This window comes from Chitinophaga sp. G7 BAM 1005, assembly GCF_057126945.1.
The window spans coordinates 5,260,069-5,283,827 of sequence record NZ_CP181478.1 but is presented as its reverse complement, the minus strand read 5'-3'; the positions used below and the strand labels follow the sequence as shown (position 1 = coordinate 5,283,827).

Annotated in this window: 17 protein-coding genes and 1 pseudogene; 15 read left to right on the top strand and 3 right to left on the bottom strand. The window is 47.8% G+C overall.

The features are described from left to right. Positions 1 to 65 precede the first annotated feature (65 nt). From ACMXI2_RS20920 to ACMXI2_RS20905, 4 genes are all read left to right on the top strand, one after another. Entirely contained in the window at positions 66 to 3,227 is a 3,162-nt protein-coding gene (locus ACMXI2_RS20920) for a SusC/RagA family TonB-linked outer membrane protein (RefSeq protein WP_483778014.1), read from the top strand. 19 nt (positions 3,228 to 3,246) lie between these two features. Next, on the top strand, positions 3,247 to 5,199 hold the full coding sequence (locus ACMXI2_RS20915) for a RagB/SusD family nutrient uptake outer membrane protein (protein ID WP_483778013.1): 1,953 nt from the start codon (positions 3,247 to 3,249) through the stop codon (positions 5,197 to 5,199). 11 nt (positions 5,200 to 5,210) lie between these two features. Beyond that, complete coding sequence (locus ACMXI2_RS20910; protein WP_483778012.1) at positions 5,211 to 5,912, top strand: DUF3823 domain-containing protein; 702 nt, start codon at positions 5,211 to 5,213, stop codon at positions 5,910 to 5,912. 143 nt (positions 5,913 to 6,055) lie between these two features. Beyond that, on the top strand, positions 6,056 to 6,268 hold the full coding sequence (locus ACMXI2_RS20905) for a tautomerase family protein (protein WP_483778011.1): 213 nt from the start codon (positions 6,056 to 6,058) through the stop codon (positions 6,266 to 6,268). 8 nt (positions 6,269 to 6,276) lie between these two features. Here the strand turns inward: ACMXI2_RS20905 and ACMXI2_RS20900 are convergent, their stop codons facing one another. Beyond that, on the bottom strand, positions 6,277 to 6,804 hold the full coding sequence (locus ACMXI2_RS20900) for a dihydrofolate reductase family protein (protein ID WP_483778010.1): 528 nt from the start codon (positions 6,802 to 6,804) through the stop codon (positions 6,277 to 6,279). 191 nt (positions 6,805 to 6,995) lie between these two features. On the opposite strand from ACMXI2_RS20900, the gene ACMXI2_RS20895 reads away from it, so the two are divergent. From ACMXI2_RS20895 to rpiA, 6 genes and pseudogenes are all read left to right on the top strand, one after another. Continuing rightward, a complete protein-coding gene (locus ACMXI2_RS20895; protein ID WP_483778009.1) occupies positions 6,996 to 7,313 on the top strand; it encodes a hypothetical protein in 318 nt (105 codons plus the stop codon). A gap of 449 nt (positions 7,314 to 7,762) precedes the next feature. Continuing rightward, positions 7,763 to 8,689, top strand: a complete 927-nt coding sequence (locus ACMXI2_RS20890; protein ID WP_483778008.1) for a YihY/virulence factor BrkB family protein — start codon at positions 7,763 to 7,765, stop codon at positions 8,687 to 8,689. Positions 8,690 to 8,828: 139 nt separating this feature from the next. Further along, positions 8,829 to 9,335, top strand: a complete 507-nt coding sequence (locus ACMXI2_RS20885) for an AGE family epimerase/isomerase (protein WP_483778007.1) — start codon at positions 8,829 to 8,831, stop codon at positions 9,333 to 9,335. Positions 9,336 to 9,351: 16 nt separating this feature from the next. Next, positions 9,352 to 9,660, top strand: a pseudogene (locus tag ACMXI2_RS20880) (hypothetical protein); the annotation flags it as partial. A 98-nt stretch (positions 9,661 to 9,758) separates the two neighbouring features. Next, positions 9,759 to 12,203, top strand: a complete 2,445-nt coding sequence (locus ACMXI2_RS20875) for a glycoside hydrolase family 95 protein (RefSeq protein ID WP_483778006.1) — start codon at positions 9,759 to 9,761, stop codon at positions 12,201 to 12,203. Between the two features lie 78 nt (positions 12,204 to 12,281). Continuing rightward, complete coding sequence (gene rpiA, locus ACMXI2_RS20870) at positions 12,282 to 12,983, top strand: ribose-5-phosphate isomerase RpiA (RefSeq protein WP_483778005.1); 702 nt, start codon at positions 12,282 to 12,284, stop codon at positions 12,981 to 12,983. Here the strand turns inward: rpiA and ACMXI2_RS20865 are convergent. After that, entirely contained in the window at positions 12,971 to 15,763 is a 2,793-nt protein-coding gene (locus ACMXI2_RS20865; RefSeq protein WP_483778004.1) for an alpha-L-rhamnosidase, read from the bottom strand. The two genes, rpiA and ACMXI2_RS20865, sit on opposite strands and share 13 nt — an antisense overlap. 116 nt (positions 15,764 to 15,879) lie before the next feature. Between ACMXI2_RS20865 and ACMXI2_RS20860 the strand changes: the two genes are divergently transcribed. The 4 genes from ACMXI2_RS20860 to ACMXI2_RS20845 all read left to right on the top strand — a co-directional run bounded on the left by ACMXI2_RS20860 (position 15,880) and on the right by ACMXI2_RS20845 (position 19,032). Beyond that, positions 15,880 to 16,422: a TetR/AcrR family transcriptional regulator gene (locus tag ACMXI2_RS20860; protein ID WP_483778003.1), complete on the top strand. Its 543-nt coding sequence runs from the start codon at positions 15,880 to 15,882 to the stop codon at positions 16,420 to 16,422. Between the two features lie 235 nt (positions 16,423 to 16,657). Next, positions 16,658 to 17,098, top strand: coding sequence for a nuclear transport factor 2 family protein (locus ACMXI2_RS20855; RefSeq protein ID WP_483778002.1), 441 nt, complete (start codon positions 16,658 to 16,660; stop codon positions 17,096 to 17,098). A 112-nt stretch (positions 17,099 to 17,210) separates the two neighbouring features. Beyond that, positions 17,211 to 18,113: an AraC family transcriptional regulator gene (locus ACMXI2_RS20850; protein WP_483778001.1), complete on the top strand. Its 903-nt coding sequence runs from the start codon at positions 17,211 to 17,213 to the stop codon at positions 18,111 to 18,113. Between the two features lie 82 nt (positions 18,114 to 18,195). Next, positions 18,196 to 19,032, top strand: coding sequence for an oxidoreductase (locus ACMXI2_RS20845; RefSeq protein ID WP_483778000.1), 837 nt, complete (start codon positions 18,196 to 18,198; stop codon positions 19,030 to 19,032). Between the two features lie 247 nt (positions 19,033 to 19,279). On the opposite strand, the gene ACMXI2_RS20840 is transcribed toward ACMXI2_RS20845, so the two are convergent. Next, a complete protein-coding gene (locus ACMXI2_RS20840) occupies positions 19,280 to 21,397 on the bottom strand; it encodes a type IA DNA topoisomerase (RefSeq protein WP_483777999.1) in 2,118 nt (705 codons plus the stop codon). Between the two features lie 166 nt (positions 21,398 to 21,563). On the opposite strand from ACMXI2_RS20840, the gene ACMXI2_RS20835 reads away from it, so the two are divergent. Beyond that, entirely contained in the window at positions 21,564 to 23,759 is a 2,196-nt protein-coding gene (locus ACMXI2_RS20835; RefSeq protein ID WP_483777998.1) for a S41 family peptidase, read from the top strand.

Sequence of the window (23,759 nt, the reverse complement as noted above, 5' to 3'; positions counted from 1 at the left end):
AGACATCAACCAAACAGGCAGTTATGTAAGACTGATATTTTAATAAGACCACACAAAAACATGTTATGAAAAAACGATTACGTTTCCGCAATTCAATCCGGAAAGTGATACCGGGCGGCTATTGCCGGCTATTCACGGTATTGTTGCTTTCCCTCAGCCTGATGGCCCATGCTGCCCCCGCAGATATGGTGATTACCGGTAAGGTAACAGACGATAAAGGAATACCACTGGTAGGAGTAACAGTGAATGTAAAAGGTACCAATAAAGGAACCGCTACAGATGGCGCCGGAAATTACTCGCTGTCTGTTCCTGAAAGTGGCGCCGTACTGGTGTTTTCCTATGTAGGATTTTTAAAACAGGAAGTTCCGTTGTCGGGTAAGAAAGTAGTGAACGTACAACTGGAAACTGATAGTAAAGGATTGGGAGAAGTAGTGGTGGTAGGGTATGGTACACAGAAGAAGGAGTCTATTACAGGCGCTATCTCGGGGGTTACCAGTAAAGACCTGGAAAGGGTTCATGCCTCTACTGTGAGCGCTACGCTGGCAGGTAAAATCCCCGGTGTATCTTTCCGTATGCCCGACGGCAGGCCAGGCGCCGGCGCCAATATCCAGATCCGTAATTTTGGAAATGCCCTGTATGTAATTGACGGTATACAGAAAGATGCCGGCCAGTTCAATAATATTTCCCCCAACGACATTGAAAGTATTACCGTACTCAAAGACGCCTCTGCCGCCATTTACGGTGTAAGGGCTGCCAACGGGGTAGTGGTGGTAACTACCAAACGTGGTAAAATGGGCGCCGGAAATACTATTAACGTAGACGCCTATACGGGATGGCAGAACTGGTCGAGGTTCCCCAAAACCGTAAACGCCTATGAATGGATGCTGGGTAAAGCAGATGCAGAAATGAACGACGAAAACCCACATACAGACATCACAAGGGAAGAACTGGAGAAATGGAAAGCGGGAACAGAAAAAGGATATAAGAGCTTCGACTGGTACGATTTTATTATCAAGAAAAACGCTCCGCAGAATTCTATTAACGTAAATGCTACAGGCGGTTCGGAGAATATCAACTACTATCTTTCCCTCACACGCCTGGATCAGAAATCAGTGCTTGGAAGAGAGTTTGATTTTAACCGTACCAACATCCAGAGTAACGTGGATGCCAAAGTAGCCAAACGTGTGAAAGTAGGCGTACAGATCAACGGTCGTATTGAGCAACGCGATAACCCCGGCGTACCGGGCGGCGACGATTATTGGGCGCCCCGTTTCGCCCTGTTCCGTAACAGGCCAACAGAAAGACCCTACGCCAACGACAACCCGCTGTACCCAAATGATATCGGCCATAACACAGAGAACTGGGCGGTACAATCCAAAGACATCTCCGGCTACTGGACGGAAGACTGGCGCGTACTGCAAACCAACTTTAACGCCACTTACGAAACACCCATAAAAGGGCTTACGCTGAAAGGAATGTATTCCTACTATTTCGCCGACAAGCTGATGAACGGTCACGAATATACGTACGACACCTACACCTACCAGGAAGCCACCGATACTTATCTGCGTACCGGCGGAAGCTCCAATCCCTGGAGGGAAAGGGGCAATCATAAAGTATTGGAAAACGTACTGCAGGCCCAGATCAATTATAACAACACTTTTGGTAAACATACCATCGGCGCTACATTGGTGTCTGAGCGCATCAAGCGCCGGGAACTGGATGTATGGGTGCATGCCGTACCCAAAAGTAACGAGCTGCCACTGATCCAGTTTTCCGATATGGATACCTATAATGATAACGACTGGACGGAAGCGCGTGTGGGCTATATCGGCCGTCTGAACTATAGCTTCAGCGATAAATATTTCCTCGAAGTAGCGGGCCGTTATGATGGCTCCTGGAAGTTTACTCCAGATAAAAGATGGGGCTTTTTCCCATCTATCTCCGGAGGATGGAGAATAACAGAAGAACCCTTTGTTAAGAACTGGCTGGGCGGAAATTCTATCCTCACAGAATTAAAACTACGGGCTTCCTATGGCGAACTGGGTGACGATGATATCGGTATCGGCGCCTACGATTACCTGCCCGGATACACCTATGGTACTTCTACCGTAATCCTGGATGGCACTGTTATCAGGGGTTCCCGCGATAAAGGCGTTCCCAACGACCGCCTCTCCTGGTTTACCAGTAAGATCGCCGACATAGGATTGGATTACCAGTTGTGGAACGGGAAAATATCCGGCTCCCTCGATTTCTTTAACCGTAAACGCTCCGGCTTACGCGGCCGCAAATACGATGTACTGGTGCCGAGTGAAATAGGTTACAACCTGCCGGATGAAAACGTGAACAGCGATTCACAAAGAGGCGGCGAGTTTTCTGCTGCCTATAACGGGCAGGCAGGCAAAGTGAATTTCATGATAGGCGGTAATGTGTCTTACTCCCGCAGCAGGTTCCTCGAAAGTTATAAACCGGTTTGGGGCAACTCATGGGATCACTACAGAAATTCCATTGAAGATCGCTGGAATAATATCTACTGGGGATATGAAGCAATCGGTCAGTTTCAGTCGCAGGAAGAAATCAATAAGTACCCTGTTAACGTTGATGGACAAGGCAATAAAACTTTGTTACCGGGAGATATTATCTACAAAGATATGAACGGTGATAACGTAATTAATGACTACGATCAGCGCCCCATCGGCTACCAGACAACTGGTAACCCTACGGTTAATTTTGGTTTGAACTTTGGCGTAAGATGGAATGGTTTTGATTTTGCAGCCGACTTCTCCGGTGGTTCCATGTACTCCTATAATCAGAACTGGGAAATGAGATGGCCCTATCAGAATGGCGGTAACCTGTTGAAACAATTCTACGATGACCGCTGGCACCGCGAAGATCCTTTTGATCTGAACAGCAAATGGATTCCCGGTAAAAACCCTCCGTTGCGTTTCAACAAAGGTGGTCATAGTAATTATAACAAGCCTTCCACTTTCTGGTTGCATAATGTGCATTATCTGCGGTTGAGAACAATGGAAATAGGCTATTCCATTCCCCAGCAAATACTGGACAGGATCAGGTTTAAGAAGGTGAGGGTATATGTAAATACTTACAATCTCTTCTCGTTAGATAATGTAAAAGATCTTGGAATAGAGCCGGAAATAGCTGATGAAAACGGGTTGCAGTATCCGCAGAATAAGCTGGTTAATATTGGGTTGAATTTTACTTTCTAAGTAATTAATAAGATTCGTTATGAAAAAAAGTTTGTTATATATAGGTCTTTGCGCACTCGCTTTAAGTACGGGCTGCAACAGGGACAAAGATTTCCTGGATGTGCCACCCTCCAACATCCTGCAGAACGATCAGTTATGGAATGATGAAGGGCTGATCCTGTCGGTACTGGCAGATCTGTATGATCGTTATCCCGACAGGCAAACAGATGTGAACAATTCCACCATTCCGTCGATGGTAGTACAGACCATTGATAACTGGGGAGAATTTGCCCGCTTCGATGAAGCCTTTGCTTCTGAAAACGGCCAGTACTGGCGGCATAGCGCGAGTGATTACCCATACGTGTTTCCTGGTATGATTGTTCGCGGAGGTGCGGAAGTAACCTATTGGGACTATGCCTACATCAGGGAACTGAATATCTTTATTGAAAAATGCGGTACTTCTACAAAGCTTAAACAGGAGGTGAAAGACCGCTTTATAGCAGAAGCGCGTTACCTGAGAGCAGTGGTATATTTTGAAGAAGTAAAAAGGGTGGGCGGCGTGCCGCTGATCCTGCAGGCAATGGAATATGATTATAAAAATGATCCTGTTTATCTGCAACATCCGCGCGCAAAAGAATCAGAGATCTACGATTTTGTGATCAATGAAATGGATTCTGTAAAGAAATATGTGCCTGCAAGCCCGGTAAGCAAAACCCGTGTAACGGTAGGACTGGCGCTGGCCACCAAAACAAGGGCTGCACTATATGCCGGTTCCATTGCGAAACATGGCGCTGAAACACCGCAGGTATCTTTGCCCGGTGGAGAAGTGGGAATTCCTGTTTCAAAAGCAAATGCTTATTATACGACTGCCTTACAGGCGGCACAGGAGCTGATTGCAACGGGAAGTTATTCTTTGTATAGAAAGAATTCAGATAATGTTACACAGAATTTTGTCAGCCTGTTTATAGACAAGGGCTCCAATCCGGAAGTAATATTTGCAAAGGATTACAAACTACAGAGCGGAAGGGTACAACCCTGGACCTTATGGAGCCAGCCCCGTTCCAATGCCGAAGAGCAGCAGGGTGGCCGCCTCAATCCATCGCTGAATCTCGTGCAGTCGTTCGAGTTATTGGACAACACCTTTGCCCCGTTGCCCATAAGTGCCAATGGCGGCGGCTATATCTATTACAACGATCCGATGGACCTGTTTGCCAACAGGGATCCACGTTTAGCCGCAACCGTTATGTTGCCGGGATCTGAATTTAAAGACAAGAAAGTGGATATCTGGGCGGGTTACATTAAGAAAGATGGCAGCATTGTTACCGGTGATAATTTCGGAGCAAAGGCAAAGCTGGAGCCGAACGGCCCGGATGTACAGGTGGTAGGGTTCGACGGCCCGGTAAATAACCTGGAGTTCAGCGCGCAATCCGGCTTCATCATCCGCAAGTATATGGACCCAACTGTTGGCTCCGGCCGTATTGGTACGCAGAGTGAAGTGTGGTGGATCCGTTACCGTTACGCAGAAGTATTGCTAAACGCTGCGGAAGCTGCGTTTGAATTGGGGCAGGCGGGAGTGGCAGCCGGCTATATCAATGAAGTACGTGAAAGAGCCGGCTTTAAAATTCCGCTGACAGCCGCACAAATCACTTTCGACCGGATTGTACATGAAAGGAAAGTGGAGCTGGCGTTTGAAGGACATGAGTTCTGGGATATGAAGCGCTGGCGTTTGGCACACAAGATATGGAATGGCGCTAAAACGCCGCTCACCACTGCACCAGGAAGTGCAACCGCAGTAAGCACACGCGTATTTGCCCTGTGGCCCTATAAAGTATATGATCCGGGAAGTGCTAATAACGGTAAGTATGTATTTAAACAGGTATTACCCGGAGCGGTTACCTCTGCGCATTTATTCCGTTTAGGAAATTATTACGGATTTATCGGAGATGATATCCGGAATAATAATCCTAAAATAGTAAAGAATCCTAACCAGTAAAGTGATTTATTATGAGAACTAAAATTCAGTATGCGATAATCATTGCGTTAGGTGTCTTTTTTGCTTCCTGCAAAAAAGATAACTATAAGGCGCCGTCCAGTACTTTCAACGGGAGACTGGTATACCAGGGAGAACCAATAAATGTTAGTTATAACGATGTGTATTTTGAACTGTGGGAACCCGGATGGGGAACCCGTACGCCCATCAACGTTAATGTTAGCCAGGATGGCTCGTTTTCAGCAATGCTGTTCAACGCTGCCTATAAGCTGGTGATTCCTGCTGCCCAGGGGCCTTTCAGATCTATTCCTGATAAAACAACCAATACAGATACCATTCCGCTGACTATCTCCGGTAGCCTGCACCAGGATATCGAGGTAATGCCTTATTACATGATCCGTTCTCCGAAATTTACGGCGGTGGCCAGAAAACTCACGGCTACCTTTAGCGCCGAGAAGATCATTAAAGATGCCAATGCGCGGGATATTGAGCGAGTATTCCTGTATGTGTGTAAAACGCAGTTTGTGGATGGCCGTAATAGTATTGAAACAGCCGACATGGCCGGCGGCGATATTGTTGATCCTGCTAATATCAGTTTGCAGCTGACTATACCGGATGTAGTGCCGGCACAACCTTCTGTATTTGTGAGGGTTGGCTTAAAAATAGCTGGTGTGGAAGATCTGCTTTTCTCCCCGGTACAGGAGATTACACTGTAGAGAATGATGAACAGACCGCTTCACATGCCCGCCGGTTTTCCGGTGGGCTTTTTATTTTTCTTCGTTCGTTTCCGGATATCATTCACCTGTGATGGTGTCAAAGAGGATATCCGTGAGTCGCTATCCCGGCTACGCTGCTACTGGTGAGCACTGATTGCCAGGTACGATTTGCCTTTTCCAGTGCGGCCAGGGCCGGCAGAACGGCGGATATGAAACAGGCGTTGTATGAGAAAATAGCCGGCCACATTGCAGCCGCCCCACCGGTGAGTGTAGATGACGTAATCATCGTCTTCGTAGAAAACGATCTGGCGGATTGGTCTTTCGGCCGTGGAGTTGCGCAGATGGTGAAGAAATAACGCATCAGTTATATCACGTAGTGCAACTTCAGCACACCATTGGGATGAGATGTGGTATCCGTTAACCGGAATGCTTTTTCCATTGGTATACCGCCAAATAGAGGACTTCCTTCTCCCAATACTACCGGCATCACATGAATGATCATTTCATCGATGAGGTCTGCCTCCAGTAGCGCACCATTCAGCAGTCCGCCGCCGATGAGCCAGATATCTTTGCCATTTTCTTGTTTAAGATTCCTTACAAACTCCGTAATATCCCGGCTGATAAATTGTACAAATGGTGTGTCTATCAATGTGCTGTCTCTTGTAAACACATAATTTGTTTTATCCGGGTATGGAAAAGTTTCACTGAGTACCAGCACATCTTTATAGGTAGTGTTTCCCATCAGCGTGGTATCGATGGTGGCAAGAAAATCAGCATAACCGTAATCCGTGTTCTCCGGGTTTGGGAAACCGGTGAGCCATTCGATTTTCCCATCGCGGTCAGCGATGTAGCCATCCAGGCTGGTGGCAATATATACTTTTAGCTTTTTCATGTTTTTTATGATAAATTGAGGCTTAATTAATAAGTGAGAATGTACAAAATTTCCATTGGTATTTGATAGTAGCTGAATCAGAATGATAGAGTGATTTAGTAAATAATAATGTGATAAAAAATATCTGATTTGAAAGTGTTGTGTACTTTAAATATGTATTAAATTTGACGAATTAAAATTTTATAAAGTATATGGAAACACAAGCTTTACAGACAATTTTGTCAAAGTTTGATAAAGTTCATGAACAATTTAGTGCAATTCATGAACAATTTGCTGTAGTGAATAAAAGGTTCGATGCAGTAGATGGACGATTTGACTCAGTGAATGAGCGATTTAACTCAGTAGACAAACGACTTGACACCACGGATCTCAGAATTGATGCAATGGAAACCCGGTTTGATCGGCGGTTTGACTTAGTTGATCAACGATTGGAATCTATTGAGAAAAGTATTGAGAAAATTGCGGAATGGGTACCTTTCAGAACCCCACCGTTAAGAAGACTGCAATAGTCAGTAATTAAGTATGTTCGATCTATTTGTTGAATAAGAGCCCCACTAAGTTAATACAAGTAATTTTCTGCAAATATCATATCAGGAACCGCCACATGAACAAGGCCCTCACTACACCGCGTTTTTATATTTTTGAAGGCCGGGAAGAACTTGCCCTTTGACAGAATGCGCCTCGTCAGCTAACTACTATCTTTAGTTTTTTAAAACAGCCCGTAATTTTCTCCGCCATTAATCCGCTCACCGTCGTTGTTGTAATTATCGCCTATAAAACCTTTTTATTACTGGTGGCAACCACTGTAAAGAAGTACATCACAACTGATAAATGTTAAAATGACAAGAAGGCGTAATATTTGCATAAGGTGGTAATTGCGGGGCAAATTAAATAATGTACTCCGCAATTTCAACCGGCTGACCAGCAACGGAAATTAATCAGTAAATTGGGTGCAGGTATGAACACCGTTACAACAGAAAAACAATTGCCGCGCTGGCAGCTTTTCCTGCTTTCCTTTAAAGAGGCATATAAGGCGCTGCAGGCCAGTGACCCGCTGCGGATGGCCGGCGCTACAGCCTTCTTCACCACTTTTGCGTTGCCCGCTATCCTGATCATTATTATCCAGTTGCTGCGTATTATTTTCCGGATACAACACCCTGGCCTGCGCCTCATGATACAGTTGGAAGGTATGTTTGGAAAGGAAACAACCGAAGCCATCCTCGAAACCCTGAAGGCCTTCCGGAGTATTGCACAGAACTGGATCATCGCTATTGCCGGGTTTATCTTCCTGCTGTTTGTTGCTACCACACTCTTTAAAATTATTAAAGGCTCCCTGAATGAACTCTGGAAAATAAGACCAACCCATAAGAGTAGTTTTTGGGAAATTATGGTGTCCCGGCTGAAGGCCGTGCTGGTGATTGTTTTTGCAGGTGTGCTGTTTATTATCGACCTGGTGGTGGAAACTGCACGTACCTTTCTTGGAAAGTATATTGACTTATACCTGCCTGCATTGGCTGGTTATTATAACAGTACGCTCAACTATGTTATTTCTGTGATCATTGTTACCATCTGGTTTTTTCTTGTGTTCCATTTCCTGCCGGACGGGCGTCCACGCTGGAGGATAGGGATTACCGGCGCGCTGGTGACAAGTATCCTGTTTAACATCGGGAAAATGGTATTAAAGGTAATGCTCACCTATAGCAGTATTAACAGCATTTATGGCGCTTCTGCGTCTACTGTGCTGGTGTTGTTGTTTATGTTTTATTCTTCCCTGATCTTTTATTTCGGCGCCTGTTTTACCTATGCCTGGGGCGCCCTTACCGGCAGACCTGTGGAGCCACTACATTACGCCGCGAGGTTTGAAATCACCCCTGCGGAAGACTGATCTCCCCAACTGATAACAAAGCACCCTGAATAGACAAATAAGTATTATAAAAATTGTCTTTTATAGAGATAGATTTGCTAATTGCAGTATAAAATATTTTTCAGGCAGAATTCCACCCCGCAACCCCGCATACCTTGTAATGGCGGATCGTGCATATCAGTATTTTAATACGCACTTTATTGATCACACCTACGGAGGCGTATACTGGACGGTGGACTATACCGGCCAGCCGGCGGAAACAAAGAAACAGGTATACGCTATTGCATTTGCGCTTTACGCCTACAGTGAATACTACAAAGCGGCGCCACATCCGGAGGTACTGGCCACGGCCATCTCCCTGTACAACAGTATAGAGGAGCACAGCTATGATCCGGTTTATGGCGGCTACTTTGAAGCATTCACACGCGAGTGGCAGAAAATAGCAGACCTGCGCCTCAGTGCAAAAGACGCCAATGAAAAGAAAACCATGAACACCCATCTGCATGTGGTGGAAGCCTATGCCAACCTGTACACCGTTTGGCCGGATGAAAAACTACGTACACAAATACAACGGCTGTTGCAGGTATTCTATGATAAGATCATCGATAAAAAAAACGGGCATCTGCATTTATTTTTTGATGAGCAATGGCAGGTAAAAAGGGAATAATGTATCCTACGGCCATGATATTGAAGCCAGCCGGCTCCTGCAGGAAGCCGCGGAAATTGCCGGTGATCCGCTCCTCACGGAACAATACCGGAAACTGGCCCTGGTGATCACCAACGCCATCCTGCAGGGCGACATTGACAAAGATGGTGGCCTATGGTATGAATATGAAACTTACCGCCGGCATATGAATACCGAAAAACACTGGTGGCCGCAGGCCGAAGCACTGGTTGGTTTTATCAACGCCTGGCAGCTGCAACCGCATGGCCGCTGTCGTCCTTATCATACCGCCCGGGCGTGCATGAAAGGCATGAAGTGGTTGCAATGAGCCCGTCACCGATACTGAATTCGCATTTCTTAATTTGTAATTAGCAATTACCCCTTGGGGGCTTCCGCTGCATAACTATTTTATATATCTTGAAGCATATGAACTGCAAGATATATTCCACGCTGCAAGCTGCATTTTTATTGGGCGCCCTCACATTATCGGCGCAATCTGATGTAACGGTACGGTTCAGTGAACCGGCCCGGCATTTTACCGCGTCTGCCCCGTTGGGAAACGGGCGTATGGGTGCTATGGTGTTTGGTAACACCAACAGGGAACGGATTGTATTAAACGAAATATCGATGTGGGCCGGCGGCGTACAGGATGCCGACAGCAAAGAAGCAGGCAACTACCTGCCACAGATCAGAACATTACTACTGGAAGGAAAAAATATTGAAGCGCAGAAAATGTTGCAGCAGTATTTTGTGTGCAAGGGTCCGGGAAGCAGTGGTGGCGCCAACGTAAAGTTTGGTTGCTATCAAACCCTGGGCGATCTTTTTATTCAGTGGAAAGACACCCTGTCGGCGGTAAGCAACTACCAGCGCCAGCTGCGGCTGGATAGCGCCATCAGCGCCGTAAGCTGGGAAAAGAACGGGGTTACTTTTAAGGAAGAAGTACTGGTATCCGCCCCCGGACAGGTAGCCGTGGTACGACTCACTGCCAGCAAGCCCGGCAGCCTCTCTTTCAGCACGGGGTTATACCGGAAAGAACGCGCCGCACTGAAACTGGTAAACGGCAACCTGGAAATGAGCGGCACACTGAATGGCGGCAACAACGACCCCGGCGTTCAGTATGCAGCCGTACTGAAAGTAATACCCAAAGGTGGTACCCGCACACAAAGCAATGACCAGATCACCATTGCCGGCGCCACCGAATGTTTATTACTGGTGGCCGCCCGTACCAATATGAATTGGCCGGCGGTGGAAACACCCGGTCCGGCCCCGATGCAGAAAACACTGGCAGACATCAGCAAAGTCACTGCCTCGTCGTGGCAATCATTGCTGCAGGCACACGTAAAAGACTATACGTCGTTTTTCAACCGTTGCCGCATATCGTTTACAGATAACAGCAATGAGGAGGTGAAGTCACTCGCTACCATCGACCGGCTGCAACGCCTGCACGACGGTAAGAAAGACGCTTCCCTGGCCTCCCTGTATTTTAACTTCGGACGGTACCTGCTGATCAGCTCCTCCCGTAATGGCGGCATGCCGGCCAATTTACAGGGACTATGGGCGGAAGAGTACCAAACGCCGTGGAACGCCGACTATCATCTCAACATCAATGTACAGATGAACTACTGGCCGGCGGAAGTAACCAACCTGTCGGACTGCCACCAGCCACTGTTTACACTGGCCGGGCAAATGGCGAAATACGGTCAGCGCACTGCCCGTACTTACTACAATGCAGATGGCTGGGTAGCGCATGTGATCAACAACCCGTGGGGCTTTACTTCTCCAGGTGAAGGGGCCGACTGGGGCTCTACGCTAACCGGTGGCGCCTGGGTAGCCACTCATCTCTGGAAACATTACCAGTATACCAACGATAAAAAGTTCCTGAAAGAAATATACCCGGTCCTGAAAGGCGCCGCTGTATTTTATAAAGATATCCTGATCACCGAACCATCGCATCAGTGGCTGGTTACGGCGCCTTCTAATTCACCGGAAAATGCGTACATCCTGCCCAACGGGCAGCAAGGACAAACCTGTATGGGTCCAACAATGGATATGCAGATCGGAAGGGATCTGCTCAAAGCCAACCAGGAAGCGGCCCGCATCCTGCAAACGGATAAAGCCTGGGCAGACACACTCCAGGCGGTACTGGGCAAACTGGCGCCCAACCAGATCAGCCCAAGCATGGGTGGGGTGCAGGAATGGCTGCAGGATTATAAAGAATCCGACCCGCATCACCGCCACGTATCACCATTGTATGGCTTATACCCCTACGATGAAATTACGCCGTGGGATACGCCGGAGCTGGCGGCCGCTGCAGAAAAAACACTCCTCAGAAGAGGCGATGGCGGCACCGGGTGGTCGCGCGCATGGAAAATTGCTTTCTGGGCGCGCTTAGGCAACGGCAACCACGCCTATACGATGTTACGCGAATTATTGGCGCCAGCCGCTGCTACCAGCGAAATCAGTATGAGATCAGGAGCAGGTACTTATGCTAACCTTTTCTGCGCACATCCGCCGTTCCAGATTGATGGTAACTTAGGCGCTGTTGCCGGTATCGCGGAAATGTTGCTGCAAAGTCATGGCGGCGATAACGTGATCCGCCTGCTGCCGGCCCTGCCGGACAATGAGGAATTTGCTGCCGGCGAGGTAAAGGGACTTTGTGCCATCAATGGTTTTGTGGTGGATTTCAGCTGGAAGAATAAAGCGGTGCAGGAACTCCACCTGCTCTCCAATACCGGTGCAGAATGTAGGGTGTTGCTGCCGGAAAGGGCTGTGGTAAAGGATCGTAACGGAGTGGTGATTCCGCATCAGTATAAGGATGGCGTATTGCGCTTTGCTACAAAGAAGGGAATGATGTATCACATAGCAGTATAAAGTTGCGGAGTTTTGTCTTACTCAGTCTACCCTGAGTAAGACAAAAAAATCGCATCTTTACCTTTCATAACAACCCATATGGAAGATCTGAAACAAGTGGCTGCAAAGGCAGCATTGGATTATATAAAACCCGGCCATACCATAGGACTGGGCGCAGGCAGCACCATTGCACACCTGGTGAATTACCTGAAAACGGAGGAAACGTTGTTTAAAAGTATTACTACGGTCACCTCTTCCTTTAGTACACAGCAGTTGCTGCAGGAACATGGATTTAACACGAAGCAACCCGGTGAGCTATCCCAACTGGATATTTATTTCGATGGATGCGATCAGTTCGATCATCAGCTGAATGCGTTGAAAAGTGGCGGCGGTATTCATACGCGCGAGAAATTGCTGGCCGCGATGGCAGATAAGTTTATCCTTATCGGCGATGGCTCCAAATACGTAACGCAGTTGTACACTACTTTCCCCGTGGTGATAGAGGTGATCCCGGAAGCGGTTCCTTTTGTGATGAAGCAGCTGAAGAAAATATTTTCACTGGCTAACCCGGTGATCCGGCTCAGCAATAAAAAAGATGGCGCGGTGATTACGGAGAATGGCAACCTGCTCATTGATATCTGGTTCCGTTCTTTCCCGCCATTAGACAGCCTCAATGATCGTTTAAAGGAAATTCCGGGTATTCTTGAAACTTCGCTTTTTTACAATATGGCGCATGCTGCCATCATAGCAGGAAAGAAAGGAGTGGAAATTATTCCGAAAGATCCGGCTTACCTGATCTGAAACTCTTTCGTACCAGCGGTTACATGATAACGTAACCCTTTACCGGTGTTTTGTGTAGTTACCGGTTTATCATTTTCATATATTTTTTGTGTGGGTGAGATGTGAAAGAAGATGTCTGCACCGGCATTTGCGGGTACTGTCACACGGTAGGTGATGGCAGTACCGTTTCTTTTCCAGGAAGAAACTACGGTACCATAAGGGCTGTCATGACTTCCTTCAAAATGATCGAGTCCTTCCACAAAATTGGGCGACAGCAGGATGTTTTTAAACCCGGGAGCATTTTCGTCCGGCTTAATACCGGCGAGCCCTTTGTACATCCAGGCGCCTATTTCGCCAAACATGATGTGGTTGCGCGATAGGTCTGAGGAAGCGTTGATGTCCCAGTTTTCAAAGAGGGTAGTGGCGCCGTTCATGATCCACCAGCCCCAGGAAGGGAAGGTGCGTTGCGCGGCCAGTTTCCAGGCCACATCTGCATACCCGTTTTCACTCAGCGCATTCAGGATACTTTTGGTTCCGAGCAAACCTACGTCGAGGTGAAAGTTATCCGCGGCTACTCTCTTTGCGAGATTGGCTGCTACCTTGCTTTTCATGGCGTCCGGCGCCAATCCCCAGTACAGGGCAACACTTTGCTCTGTTTGTACTCCTTCTCCATAAATACCGGTTTCCTTGTTCAGGTATTTGGCATTAAAGGCGGTTTTGATCTTTTCTGCTAATGCGCTGTAATAGGTATAGTCGGCTGTTTTGCCAAACAGTTTCGCAGCTTTGGCCAGTATCAGTGCATCGGCGTAGTAGTAGGCTGATGAGGTAAATTCTACCGGTGATTTTGATTTTACCGGTACCCAGTCGCCGAGGCCCCAGGTGGTTAATCCGGAAGGACTGATATCGGTGATCCGGTCTACATACCGGCGCATATTATCATAGGAAGCAGATAACAGCGTGGCATCCCCGTAAAAAAGATAGATGTTCCACGGGATGATGGCAATAGTGCTGGTCCAGTCCGGACCGTTGCCCCATTCATATCCCCAGCCGCCGGTTGGAATGATAGAGGGCAGCACACCGTTGGGTTGCTGCTCATCGCGGTGATCTGCCAGCCACTTTTCATAGATGGTGATGCCGTCGTAGCTATACAACCCTGTTTCAATGGCGATCTGTGCATCTCCCGTCCAGCCGTTCTTTTCACGCTGCGGACAATCCGTTGGATAGCCGAACAGGTTAGAGAGATATGCGTTATTGGTGGCTGCGAATAATTTATTGATCATGGAATCGGAGCCATGAATGTGGCCCGCGGGAGGTACGTTGCTGTGCATGAAATAGCCGGTAAGGCTTTCCTTATTGAGCTGCACCGGTTTGGTGCTGGTAACTTCCACATACTGAAAACCTTTATAATTAAAGCGGGGCATGAAGGTTTCCTCGCCTTTGCCGCTGAGGGTAAAAATATCTGTCTGGAAAGGATCGGTATCATCTGTAGGGCGGTAATGCACCACGATATTGGAGAGATCCACGAAACCTTTTTTATCCAGTTGTTCGCCGTGCTTCAGTTTAATGACGGTGCCGGCTGCACCGCTTACGCGGATCTTGCTAACACCGGCAATATTTCTGCCCAGGTCATATATCCAGGTGCTGTCGTTGGGATGGGTAACGCCGGCAGCAGGAATTTCCTCCACATTTTCGATGGGATATAATTGTTGGGATACAATATTTTGAGAGGGAGCGGCGCGGTAAATAACATTCTTCCATTTGCTATCGTCGAAATTTGCCGTGCTCCATCCTGGTTGTTCCTTGCGGGCATCATAATGTTCGGCGGTGTAGATGCTGTTAAATACAATAGGTCCCAGCGCTGTTTTCCAGTCTTTCCCGGAGGAGATGGTTTCCACGGTACCATCGGTATAGGTTACCCGCAGATCGAGGCAGAATGCAGGTCTGCCGCGCCACGGCGCTTCATGGAAGTTCCATACGGCAGTGGACTGGTGATTGTACCACCCATTGCCAAGCATCACGCCGATGGCATTTTTACCGGATTGCAACAGGGAGGTAACATCGTAGGTAACGTACAGGGTGCGGCGGTCGAAGCGTGTGTACATGGGATCGAGGCGGTGGTTGCCTGCTTTTTCCCCGTTGATATACAGTTCATACAGGCCTGCCACCGCGATATAGGCGCGGGCGGATTTAATTGGATTAGAAGCCGTGAAAACTTTCCTGAAGTTAGCGGCGGGTTTCAGGCGAACGTTATTGTCGTCGCTGATCCAGGCGCCTTTCCAGTTGTTTTGTTGCTGCATGCCGGTTTCAAACCAGGAGCGGCGGGCAATGGATTTTACGCCGTCTTTATCCCACACTTCCACGCTCCAGTAGTAGCGGGTAAACGGATCGAGTGCTTTTCCGGAGTAAGTGGTCAGGATATCTGCACGGTTAATTTTTCCGGAGGTCCAGAGCGGGTGGGTGTTCAGTGTCAGGGAGTCGGTGGATACACGGATCTGGTAAGCCGTTTGACGCGCGCCGGGGCGCGTATCTTCCAGTTGCCACGACAGCCGCGGATGAGCGGCATCTATGCCGAGTGGCGTTACCAGGTGTTCACATTTCAGGCCGGTAGCCTCACAGGGAGTGACTCCTGATGTTGCTTTGCTGGCAGTAGCAGGTTGGGCGGGCGTTCCCATCGCTTTGTAATGGCTATAGGCTTTTGTGAAAGCCGTTCTGGTGGTAAGGCTGCCCGCCTTTGCACTGGTTGACACGACAGGCCATAAAAATAACAGGTACAGAAACAATTTCCGGAATGTTGAATGCATGCTAAGCGCTTGATTATTTGACAACAAGATAAAGTAAGCCACACTTTTTTTTTATTGTTTTATGTAGATGAAAAAAAGATAGACCGATCTGTCTATTTATTTCTTATCTTTGTTCCATGAAGAAGAAAACAGGTGATCCGAAGCAGCGTTTGCTGGATACAGCCACTACGCTTTTCTATAACCAGGGATATCATGCCACGGGTATTAACCAGGTAATTGAAGAAGCCGGTGTGGCAAGAGCCAGTTTATATCTGCATTACGAATCAAAGGAATCCCTGCTCCTGGCGTTCTTAAACCAGCGTCATATCGACTGGATGGCGGGGTTGAAAAGCTTTACTGATGAGGCCAGCAAACCGAAGGATAAAATTGCGGCGGCGTTTGACTTCCTGTTGGATAATAATGAAAGAGAGCATTTCAGAGGGTGTGCCTTTTTGAATATCCTGTCGGAAACTACGGAAAAGGATACCGCGGTGCTGACAGTGATACAGGATCATAAAAAAGACCTGCGCGCCTTTCTGGGGGAGATCCTCACCAACGAAAAGCAATTGTTAAAGGATCATGTTTACCTGTTGTTTGAATCCGCGATCGTGGAAAGCCAGCTTTACCGGAATCAGTGGCCGGTGCAGGAAGCGAGGAAAATGGCGTTGGGATTGTTGTAGTACGGCAGCTTTACCGGAACTGCAGACGAAGCAGTCAGGAGGTTGTAGTACGGCGGCTGATTGCAGACTGCACCGTTAGATTAGCGGTAATTACCTGCGCACTCCATGTATCAGTTCAGGCCAAACAGGCCACCTGTAAATCAAAAGATGCCGGGCATCTTTTTTTAAATCTTTTTAAATAGACAGATCGATCTATCTGTATAAATCATATTCATCATTTTTAAACATTTTTATCATGGAACAAAAATTCCCCCTTCCCCCGTTTACGCGTGAAACCGCCCTGCAGAAAGTACAGATGGCAGAAGACGCCTGGAACAGCCGTGATCCGCAAAAGGTATCATTGGTATACACACCCGATACTGTGTGGCGCAACCGCGACCAGTTCATCAACGGCCGGGAAGAAGTAGTGGCCTTTCTTACAAAAAAATGGCAGCGGGAGCTGGACTACCGCCTGAAAAAAGAACTCTGGAGCTTTACAGACAACCACATTGCTGTATGTTTTGAATATGAATGGCACGACTATGCCGGTAACTGGTTCAGATCTTACGGTAATGAGCTATGGGAGTTTAATGCCGACGGATTCATGCAGCGCAGGCTGGCGGCCATCAACGACGTGCCTATTAAAAGCAGCGAACGGAAATTCCGGGAACCGGAAGACCTGATACTGGCCTGTTAGGGCGCGGGACCGGAGAAAAGTCCCGGCTAAACAGGATAATGTGATGATGGCGATTTTCCGGATAATTACCATCATCACATCAACCATAGTGTGAATTTTGTAATTTTGTAAGATGAACAAAACAGAAACACTCCGGGAGTTTTACGAATATAAGTTCCAGGCAGTACCCGATAAGTTACAGCAGGATATAGGACATTTTAATGTGTTCCGGCTGGAAGACTGTATTGTAGACGGCGCTTCAACGGTGAAGTACAGCCGCCGCGACTTTTACAAGGTAAGCCTGCTAAGGGGAACCAACCTCTATCACTATGCAGATAAAACCATTGAAGTGAAAGGCAGTACCCTGATCTTCTTCAACCCGCAGGTACCTTATGGCTGGGAGCCTCTATCCGCCGATAATAGCGGCTATTTCTGCATATTCAGGGAGTCCTTTTTTACCGGCGCCACCCGTGGTAACATCCACGATCTGCCCATGATGATGCCGGGCGGCATTCCTTCTTACATACTCACGAAGGCACAGGACAAAGAAGTATCAGAGATCTTCAAAAAGATGCTCACAGAAATTAATACGGACTATGTCTATAAATACGATCTGCTGCGCAGTTACCTCACAGAAATCATCCATTACGCATTAAAGATGCAACCCTCCGAAACCCTGTACCAGCATGCCGATGCGAAGTCGCGTATCACCGCGGTATTTACCGACCTGCTGGAACGGCAATTCCCTATTGAATCGCCGGCACAGCGGTTTGCGTTGCGTTCTGCCAACGACTTTGCAAAGCAGTTGTCCGTACACGTAAACCACCTGAACCGGGCCATCCGCGAAACCACCGGTAAAACCACCACGGCACATATTGCAGAACGCATAACCGCCGAAGCAAAGGCTTTATTAAAGCACACCAACTGGAACGTGGCAGAGATCAGCTATGCCCTCGGATTTGAAGAACCTGCCCACTTCAGTAACTTTTTCAAAAAACAAACCAGCATCACTCCCGGGGCTTTTCGCGTTGTTTGATTTTTGCAATCATTGGTTTGAATAACGTAACAGGCGGCAACGTTCCCTGATCTACTTTTGTGTTAACAAAAAACACAAGTTCATGGACAACAAAAAAGTATGGTTTGTAACCGGCGCCTCCAAAGGATTAGGCCGCTCCCTTGTAAAACAATTATTAGGTAAAGGATATAAAGTAGCCGCCACTTCACGTAGCATCGACGACCTGCGCAAAATTGCAACGGACGCGGATTTTCTGCCGCTGGCCGTTGACCTTAAAAATGAGAACAGCATACAGGTAGCAGTAAAAGAAACGATCAGCCGTTTTGGCCGTATCGATGTGCTGGTGAACAATGCCGGATTCGGACAGATAGGCAGCATTGAAGAGCTGTCGGATGCGGAATCAAGAAACAATTTTGAGGTGAATGTATTCGGCCTCCTGAATGTAACCCGCAATATCCTGCCGCATATGAGAACGCAGCAGTCGGGACAGATCTTCAATATTTCCTCCATTGCCGGCTTTACCGGTGGCTTCCCCGGCTTCGGGATCTATTGCGCTACCAAGTTTGCAGTAGATGGTTTATCAGAGTCGCTCGCCGCAGAAGTAAAACCTTTTGGTATTTCCGTTACCATCGTTTCACCCGGTTATTTCAGAACCGATTTCCTTACTTCCGGCTCCCTGGGCCTGCCTGCCAGCCCACTGGCTGCCTATGAGTCTGTTCGCGCCACCCAACAGGCGCATCAGCAGGAGATCAACGGAAACCAGCCTGGAGATCCTGAAAAAGCAGTAGCCGCCATCATCGATGTAGCCACTGTGGAAAATGCACCGCTGCACCTCTTCCTCGGTGAAGACGCCTACAACCTCGCTTATCAGAAAATAGCCGCGTTGGAAGCCGACCTGGAACAGTGGAAAGAAGTAACCGTAGGAACTGCGATTGCGTAGTGGTGGATCGCCTTCGGCGATGATAAATTGTCTTGGAGCAGGATTACGCTGATTTTACTGATTTCCTTGATTTTATTTTCTGGGATTTTAGATTTTTAAATGATTAGGGGAGATATAAACGAAAATATCCGCTTATATCTCCCCTAATCATTTAAAATCAAAACATAATCAAATCAGTGTAATCAGTAAAATCAGCGTAATCCTGCTCCAAGACAATTTATCATCGCCGAAGGCGATGCCCTCCTCACTAAGACATGCTGATATTAAAATCCGCTCCCAGCTCCAGTTTACCTTCACGTTCTTCCCCGCTGCCGGGTACTTTGAGCCCTTTTATTTTGGCGGTTTTGCCTTTGGTCAGCAAATCCGTGATGTGTTTATCAGTTAACTTTTTGCCCAGTATTTCAAAAGGAAGTTTGAAGCCGCATTCCTTAAAATTGGCGCAGCCATAGGCTGTGTTACCTTTTTTAAGTGGATGCGTTTTGCATTTCGGGCATTGCATTTCTTCTATCACCACTACCTTTTTGGGCTTAGGTTCTTTTTTAGGCTTCTCTTTTTCTTCCGGTACGGGTGGCGGATCGGGAGCAATGGTGATGAACTTGTAGCTGGCGGTTTTTACTTCTTTGGTAAGATCAACCACCATCTGGATCAGTTCATCTTTGAAGGTATCCATAGCATATTCGCCTTTTTCTATGAGGCGTAGTTTACGTTCCCACTGACCGGTTAGTTCGGCGCTTTTCAGTAATTCTGTTTGTATGGTGTCAATGAGATCCATGCCGGTTTGGGTGGCATAGATATTCTTCTTTTTCTTCTCGATATATTTTCTGCGGAACAGTGTTTCGATGATGTTGGCACGGGTAGAAGGCCGGCCGATACCATTGTCTTTCAGCAGTTCCCTCATTTCTTCATCATCTACCTGCTTGCCGGCAGTTTCCATTGCTCTCAGCAAAGTAGCTTCTGTAAAGGCTTTGGGAGGAGATGTTTTACCCTGGTGGATGCGGGGGGTATGCGGCCCGCTTTCACCCACTTCAAAGTGTGGGAGTATTTTTTCTTCTTCTTCCCCTTCCTTTTTCTCTTTTATATCGTTGGCATAAACTTCTTTCCAGCCGGGTTCTATGATCTGTTTACCGGTTACTTTGAAAGGTACCTGTCCAACTTTGCCGAGTACGGTGGTATTGGAGATCTTACATTCCGGGTAGAAAGCGGCGATAAAGCGGCGGGCCACCAGGTCGTAGATCCGTTTTTCTTCCAGGGGAAGACCACCGGGATGCTGACCGGTAGGGATGATGGCATGGTGATCGGTTACTTTTTTATCGTCGAAAACGGTTTTCAGCTTTGGGATCGGCGCGGCCAGCAGCGGTGCAGTGAGCGCGCTGTAGGGCATCATGTCCTGCAGGATGCCCGCAATTTTTGGGTGAAGGTCTTCTGAGAGATAGGTGGTATCTACCCTGGGGTAGGTGGTCAGCTTTTTCTCGTAGAGGTTCTGGATATATTTGAGCGTATCGTCTGCGGAGAAGCCGAATTTTTTATTGGCTTCCACCTGCAGGGCGGTGAGGTCAAACAGGCGCGGATTGCCTTCTTTTCCATCTTTCTTTTCAAAAGAAGTTACTTCAAACGGATGTTCCTGTAGATAGGAGAGCCCTTTGGCGGCTTTATCCGGTGTTTTCAGCCGGTCGATGGCCGCGGTGAATTCTGTTTCCCGGTAAATGGTTTTCAGTTCCCAGTAATCTTCGGATACAAAGGCATTGATTTCCTTTTGCCGTTGTACAATCATGGCCAGAGTAGGTGTTTGCACCCTTCCGATAGACAGTACCACTTTGCCCTGCGCAAATTTTTTGGTGAACAGCCGGGTGGCGTTCATGCCCAGGAGCCAGTCGCCGATAGCGCGTGCGCTGCCTGCAGCGTACAGGTTATTATATTGTTCGGAAGCTTTCAGGTTTTGAAAACCATCGCGGATAGCCTCTACCGTTAGTGAGGAAATCCAGAGTCTTTTAATGGGCGCGGCGCATTTGGCTTTCAGCAGCACCCAGCGCTGGATCAGTTCCCCCTCCTGGCCGGCATCCCCGCAGTTTATCACTTCTTCACAGGCCTGTACCAGGGTTTCTATAATTTTAAACTGTTTTTGTACTCCTGAATTTTCAATCAGTTTGATACCGAAGCTGGGAGGAATCATCGGCAGATCTTCGAGCCGCCAGAACTTCCATTGCTCGTAATAATCGTGCGGCTCCTTGAGGGTACAGAAATGTCCGAAAGTCCAGGTTACCTGGTAGCCATTGCCCTCATAGTAGCCATCTTTGCGTTGTTTCGCACCGATCACTTCAGCAATATCCCTTGCCACGCTTGGTTTTTCAGCAATGCAAACTTTCATATTCGTTTAAAATTGGGTAACAAATGTCGGATAAAAAGTTGTAAATGAAAGAAGGTTAAAATACGCCAAAAAAATCTTAAAATAATCAAGTACATACTTTAACTTTTAGTGCACAAAAATACCCGTTATTTTAAGGTAAGATTTGAACCTGAAAATCCTGTTCCTTATGCGCTTTCCAGCCCTTTTATTATCGTGTGCCTTATCTCTTCCTGTTGCAGCACAATTCCCTGCGTCCTTCGATGGAAGTTTTGAAAGTAAAAAACCGGATGGCGGACTACCGTCCGGCTGGATCGACTGGGGCTCCAATTACCGCCTCGCCGTTGACAGCGCCAGTTACGAAGGACATGGAGCATTACGTATTACGCCATTTCAAAAAAGAGGCAGTAACGATTTCGGTTGCACGGTAATGCGTATACCGGTTACTTTCGCCGGGAAAACCATTTTGCTCAATGGCTACCTGAAACTGGATTCGGTGACCAATGGCTATGCCGGCCTGTTTATGCGGGTGGACAATACATCGGGCGCTGTGTACAAAATGGACAATATGCAGAAGCAGCGGCTGCAGGGAACCACCGGCTGGAAAAAATACAGCATTACCCTTTCCCTTCCGCCAGGTGGCGGCACAGTATACGCCGGCGCCATTAATCACAGCAATGGCAACGTATGGGCAGATAACCTGGAAATATTGATTGATGGAAAGCCGTTGAAGGAAGCGCCACCCCTCCGCGTGTATAAGGCCGACAGCGATCATGTGTTCGATAAAGGCTCCGGTATAAATATTTCCGGTCTTACACCTTTGCAAATAACACACCTGGAAGTACTTGGAAAAGTTTGGGGCTTCCTGAAATATTATCATCCTGCGGTAATGGCCGGGGAGTATAACTGGGACTATGAACTATTCCGGATCCTGCCGGCGATACTGAACAGTACCAGCGAAACGGCCAGGAATGAGGTGCTGTTTCGCTGGACCAATCAGCTTGCGGCGCCGCAGGAATTCCGGCGTACACGCACCGGTAAAATGGCTGTTAAATTTACACCTGATCTTGACTGGATCTCAGATGAGAAAACCCTCGGCGCTGCGTTATCTGTGGCCCTGAAAAAGGTGGCCGCCATGCCCCGTGATGATGTCAGTTATTACCTCGGATTGGAGCCTGCGGGTAATCCGGCATTTAAGAATGAAGAAGGTTATAACACAATGCCCTATCCTGACGCAGGTTTCCGCCTGCTGGCATTATACCGCTACTGGAACATCATACAGTATTATTTTCCCTATAAGCACCTGATCACTGAAGGCTGGAATAATAAACTGGCTGAGCATATCCCCGCAATGATAGCCGCGGCAGATACCGCGGCATACCAAACTGCGTTGCTGCGGCTGATTGCAGGCATTCACGATTCGCACGCAGGCATGTATGGCCCCAATGTAGTGATCCGCGGAGTGGATAGATTTAGAACGCTGCCATTGAGGGCGCGGTTCGTGGAAAACAAGGCCGTACTGGTAAAAGTGGGCGATGAAAAATGCGGACTATGCATCGGGGATGTGATTACTGCTATCAATAAAGAGCCGGTGGCAGCTATGGTACAAAGATTATTGCCACTTACCTCTGCTTCCAATTATGCCACACAGCTAAACAGGATTGAACGGATCCTGTTTCAAACGCAGGATAGTACCCTGCAAATGGAATACGAAAGAGATGGTAAAGTCAGCAGTGTAGCTTTGGCCACCACTACTTATAAACAGGCTATTATAGCGAATGACTGGCCGTCTGTTTCCTGGAAGATGATAGGAGAAGACGTGGGATATGTATACCCGGGCAATTTTAAGAACACACAAATGGATTCGGTGAGAGAGGCTTTTAGAAATACCAAAGGAATGGTGATAGACCTGCGTTCTTATCCTGCGGACAACCTGCTGAATTCACTTGTGAAGTATGTGTTGCCGTCGCCCGTACCTTTTGCTAAGTTTACCGTTGGCAGTGTACAGCAACCAGGGTTGTTTGGTATGACAGATGAAATGAAAGCCGGCACAAGAAACAAAGATTATTACAAAGGCAAACTGGTGATCCTGGTAGACGCCACCACGCAAAGCAATGCCGAGTTTGTAACGATGGCGCTCCGGCTGGCGCCGCGTGCAGTGGTGCTGGGCAGTACTACCGCCGGGGCAGATGGAAATGTTTCTTATTTCACACTTCCCGGCGGCGTACAAACGCTGATCACCGGCATTGGCGTGTATTATCCTGATGGCCGGGAAACGCAGCGTGTAGGCATTGTTCCTGACATTGTGATGGAACCAACGGTGAAGGGTATACGGGAAAACAGGGATGAGCTGCTGGACAGGGCCCTGGCAATTATCAGGGAATAA

Excerpts from the sequence above, each read along its gene's own strand:
- ACMXI2_RS20885 (WP_483778007.1), top strand. The coding sequence starts at position 8,829 with ATGGCGGATCGTGCATATCAGTATTTTAATACGCACTTTATTGATCAC.
- ACMXI2_RS20845 (WP_483778000.1), top strand. The coding sequence starts at position 18,196 with ATGGACAACAAAAAAGTATGGTTTGTAACCGGCGCCTCCAAAGGATTA.
- ACMXI2_RS20900 (WP_483778010.1), bottom strand. The coding sequence starts at position 6,804 with ATGAAAAAGCTAAAAGTATATATTGCCACCAGCCTGGATGGCTACATC.
- ACMXI2_RS20875 (WP_483778006.1), top strand. The coding sequence starts at position 9,759 with ATGAACTGCAAGATATATTCCACGCTGCAAGCTGCATTTTTATTGGGC.
- ACMXI2_RS20910 (WP_483778012.1), top strand. The coding sequence starts at position 5,211 with ATGAGAACTAAAATTCAGTATGCGATAATCATTGCGTTAGGTGTCTTT.
- ACMXI2_RS20850 (WP_483778001.1), top strand. The coding sequence starts at position 17,211 with ATGAACAAAACAGAAACACTCCGGGAGTTTTACGAATATAAGTTCCAG.
- rpiA (WP_483778005.1), top strand. The coding sequence starts at position 12,282 with ATGGAAGATCTGAAACAAGTGGCTGCAAAGGCAGCATTGGATTATATA.
- ACMXI2_RS20840 (WP_483777999.1), bottom strand. The coding sequence starts at position 21,397 with ATGAAAGTTTGCATTGCTGAAAAACCAAGCGTGGCAAGGGATATTGCT.
- ACMXI2_RS20855 (WP_483778002.1), top strand. The coding sequence starts at position 16,658 with ATGGAACAAAAATTCCCCCTTCCCCCGTTTACGCGTGAAACCGCCCTG.
- ACMXI2_RS20860 (WP_483778003.1), top strand. The coding sequence starts at position 15,880 with ATGAAGAAGAAAACAGGTGATCCGAAGCAGCGTTTGCTGGATACAGCC.
- ACMXI2_RS20865 (WP_483778004.1), bottom strand. The coding sequence starts at position 15,763 with ATGCATTCAACATTCCGGAAATTGTTTCTGTACCTGTTATTTTTATGG.
- ACMXI2_RS20920 (WP_483778014.1), top strand. The coding sequence starts at position 66 with ATGAAAAAACGATTACGTTTCCGCAATTCAATCCGGAAAGTGATACCG.
- ACMXI2_RS20895 (WP_483778009.1), top strand. The coding sequence starts at position 6,996 with ATGGAAACACAAGCTTTACAGACAATTTTGTCAAAGTTTGATAAAGTT.
- ACMXI2_RS20835 (WP_483777998.1), top strand. The coding sequence starts at position 21,564 with ATGCGCTTTCCAGCCCTTTTATTATCGTGTGCCTTATCTCTTCCTGTT.
- ACMXI2_RS20890 (WP_483778008.1), top strand. The coding sequence starts at position 7,763 with ATGAACACCGTTACAACAGAAAAACAATTGCCGCGCTGGCAGCTTTTC.
- ACMXI2_RS20915 (WP_483778013.1), top strand. The coding sequence starts at position 3,247 with ATGAAAAAAAGTTTGTTATATATAGGTCTTTGCGCACTCGCTTTAAGT.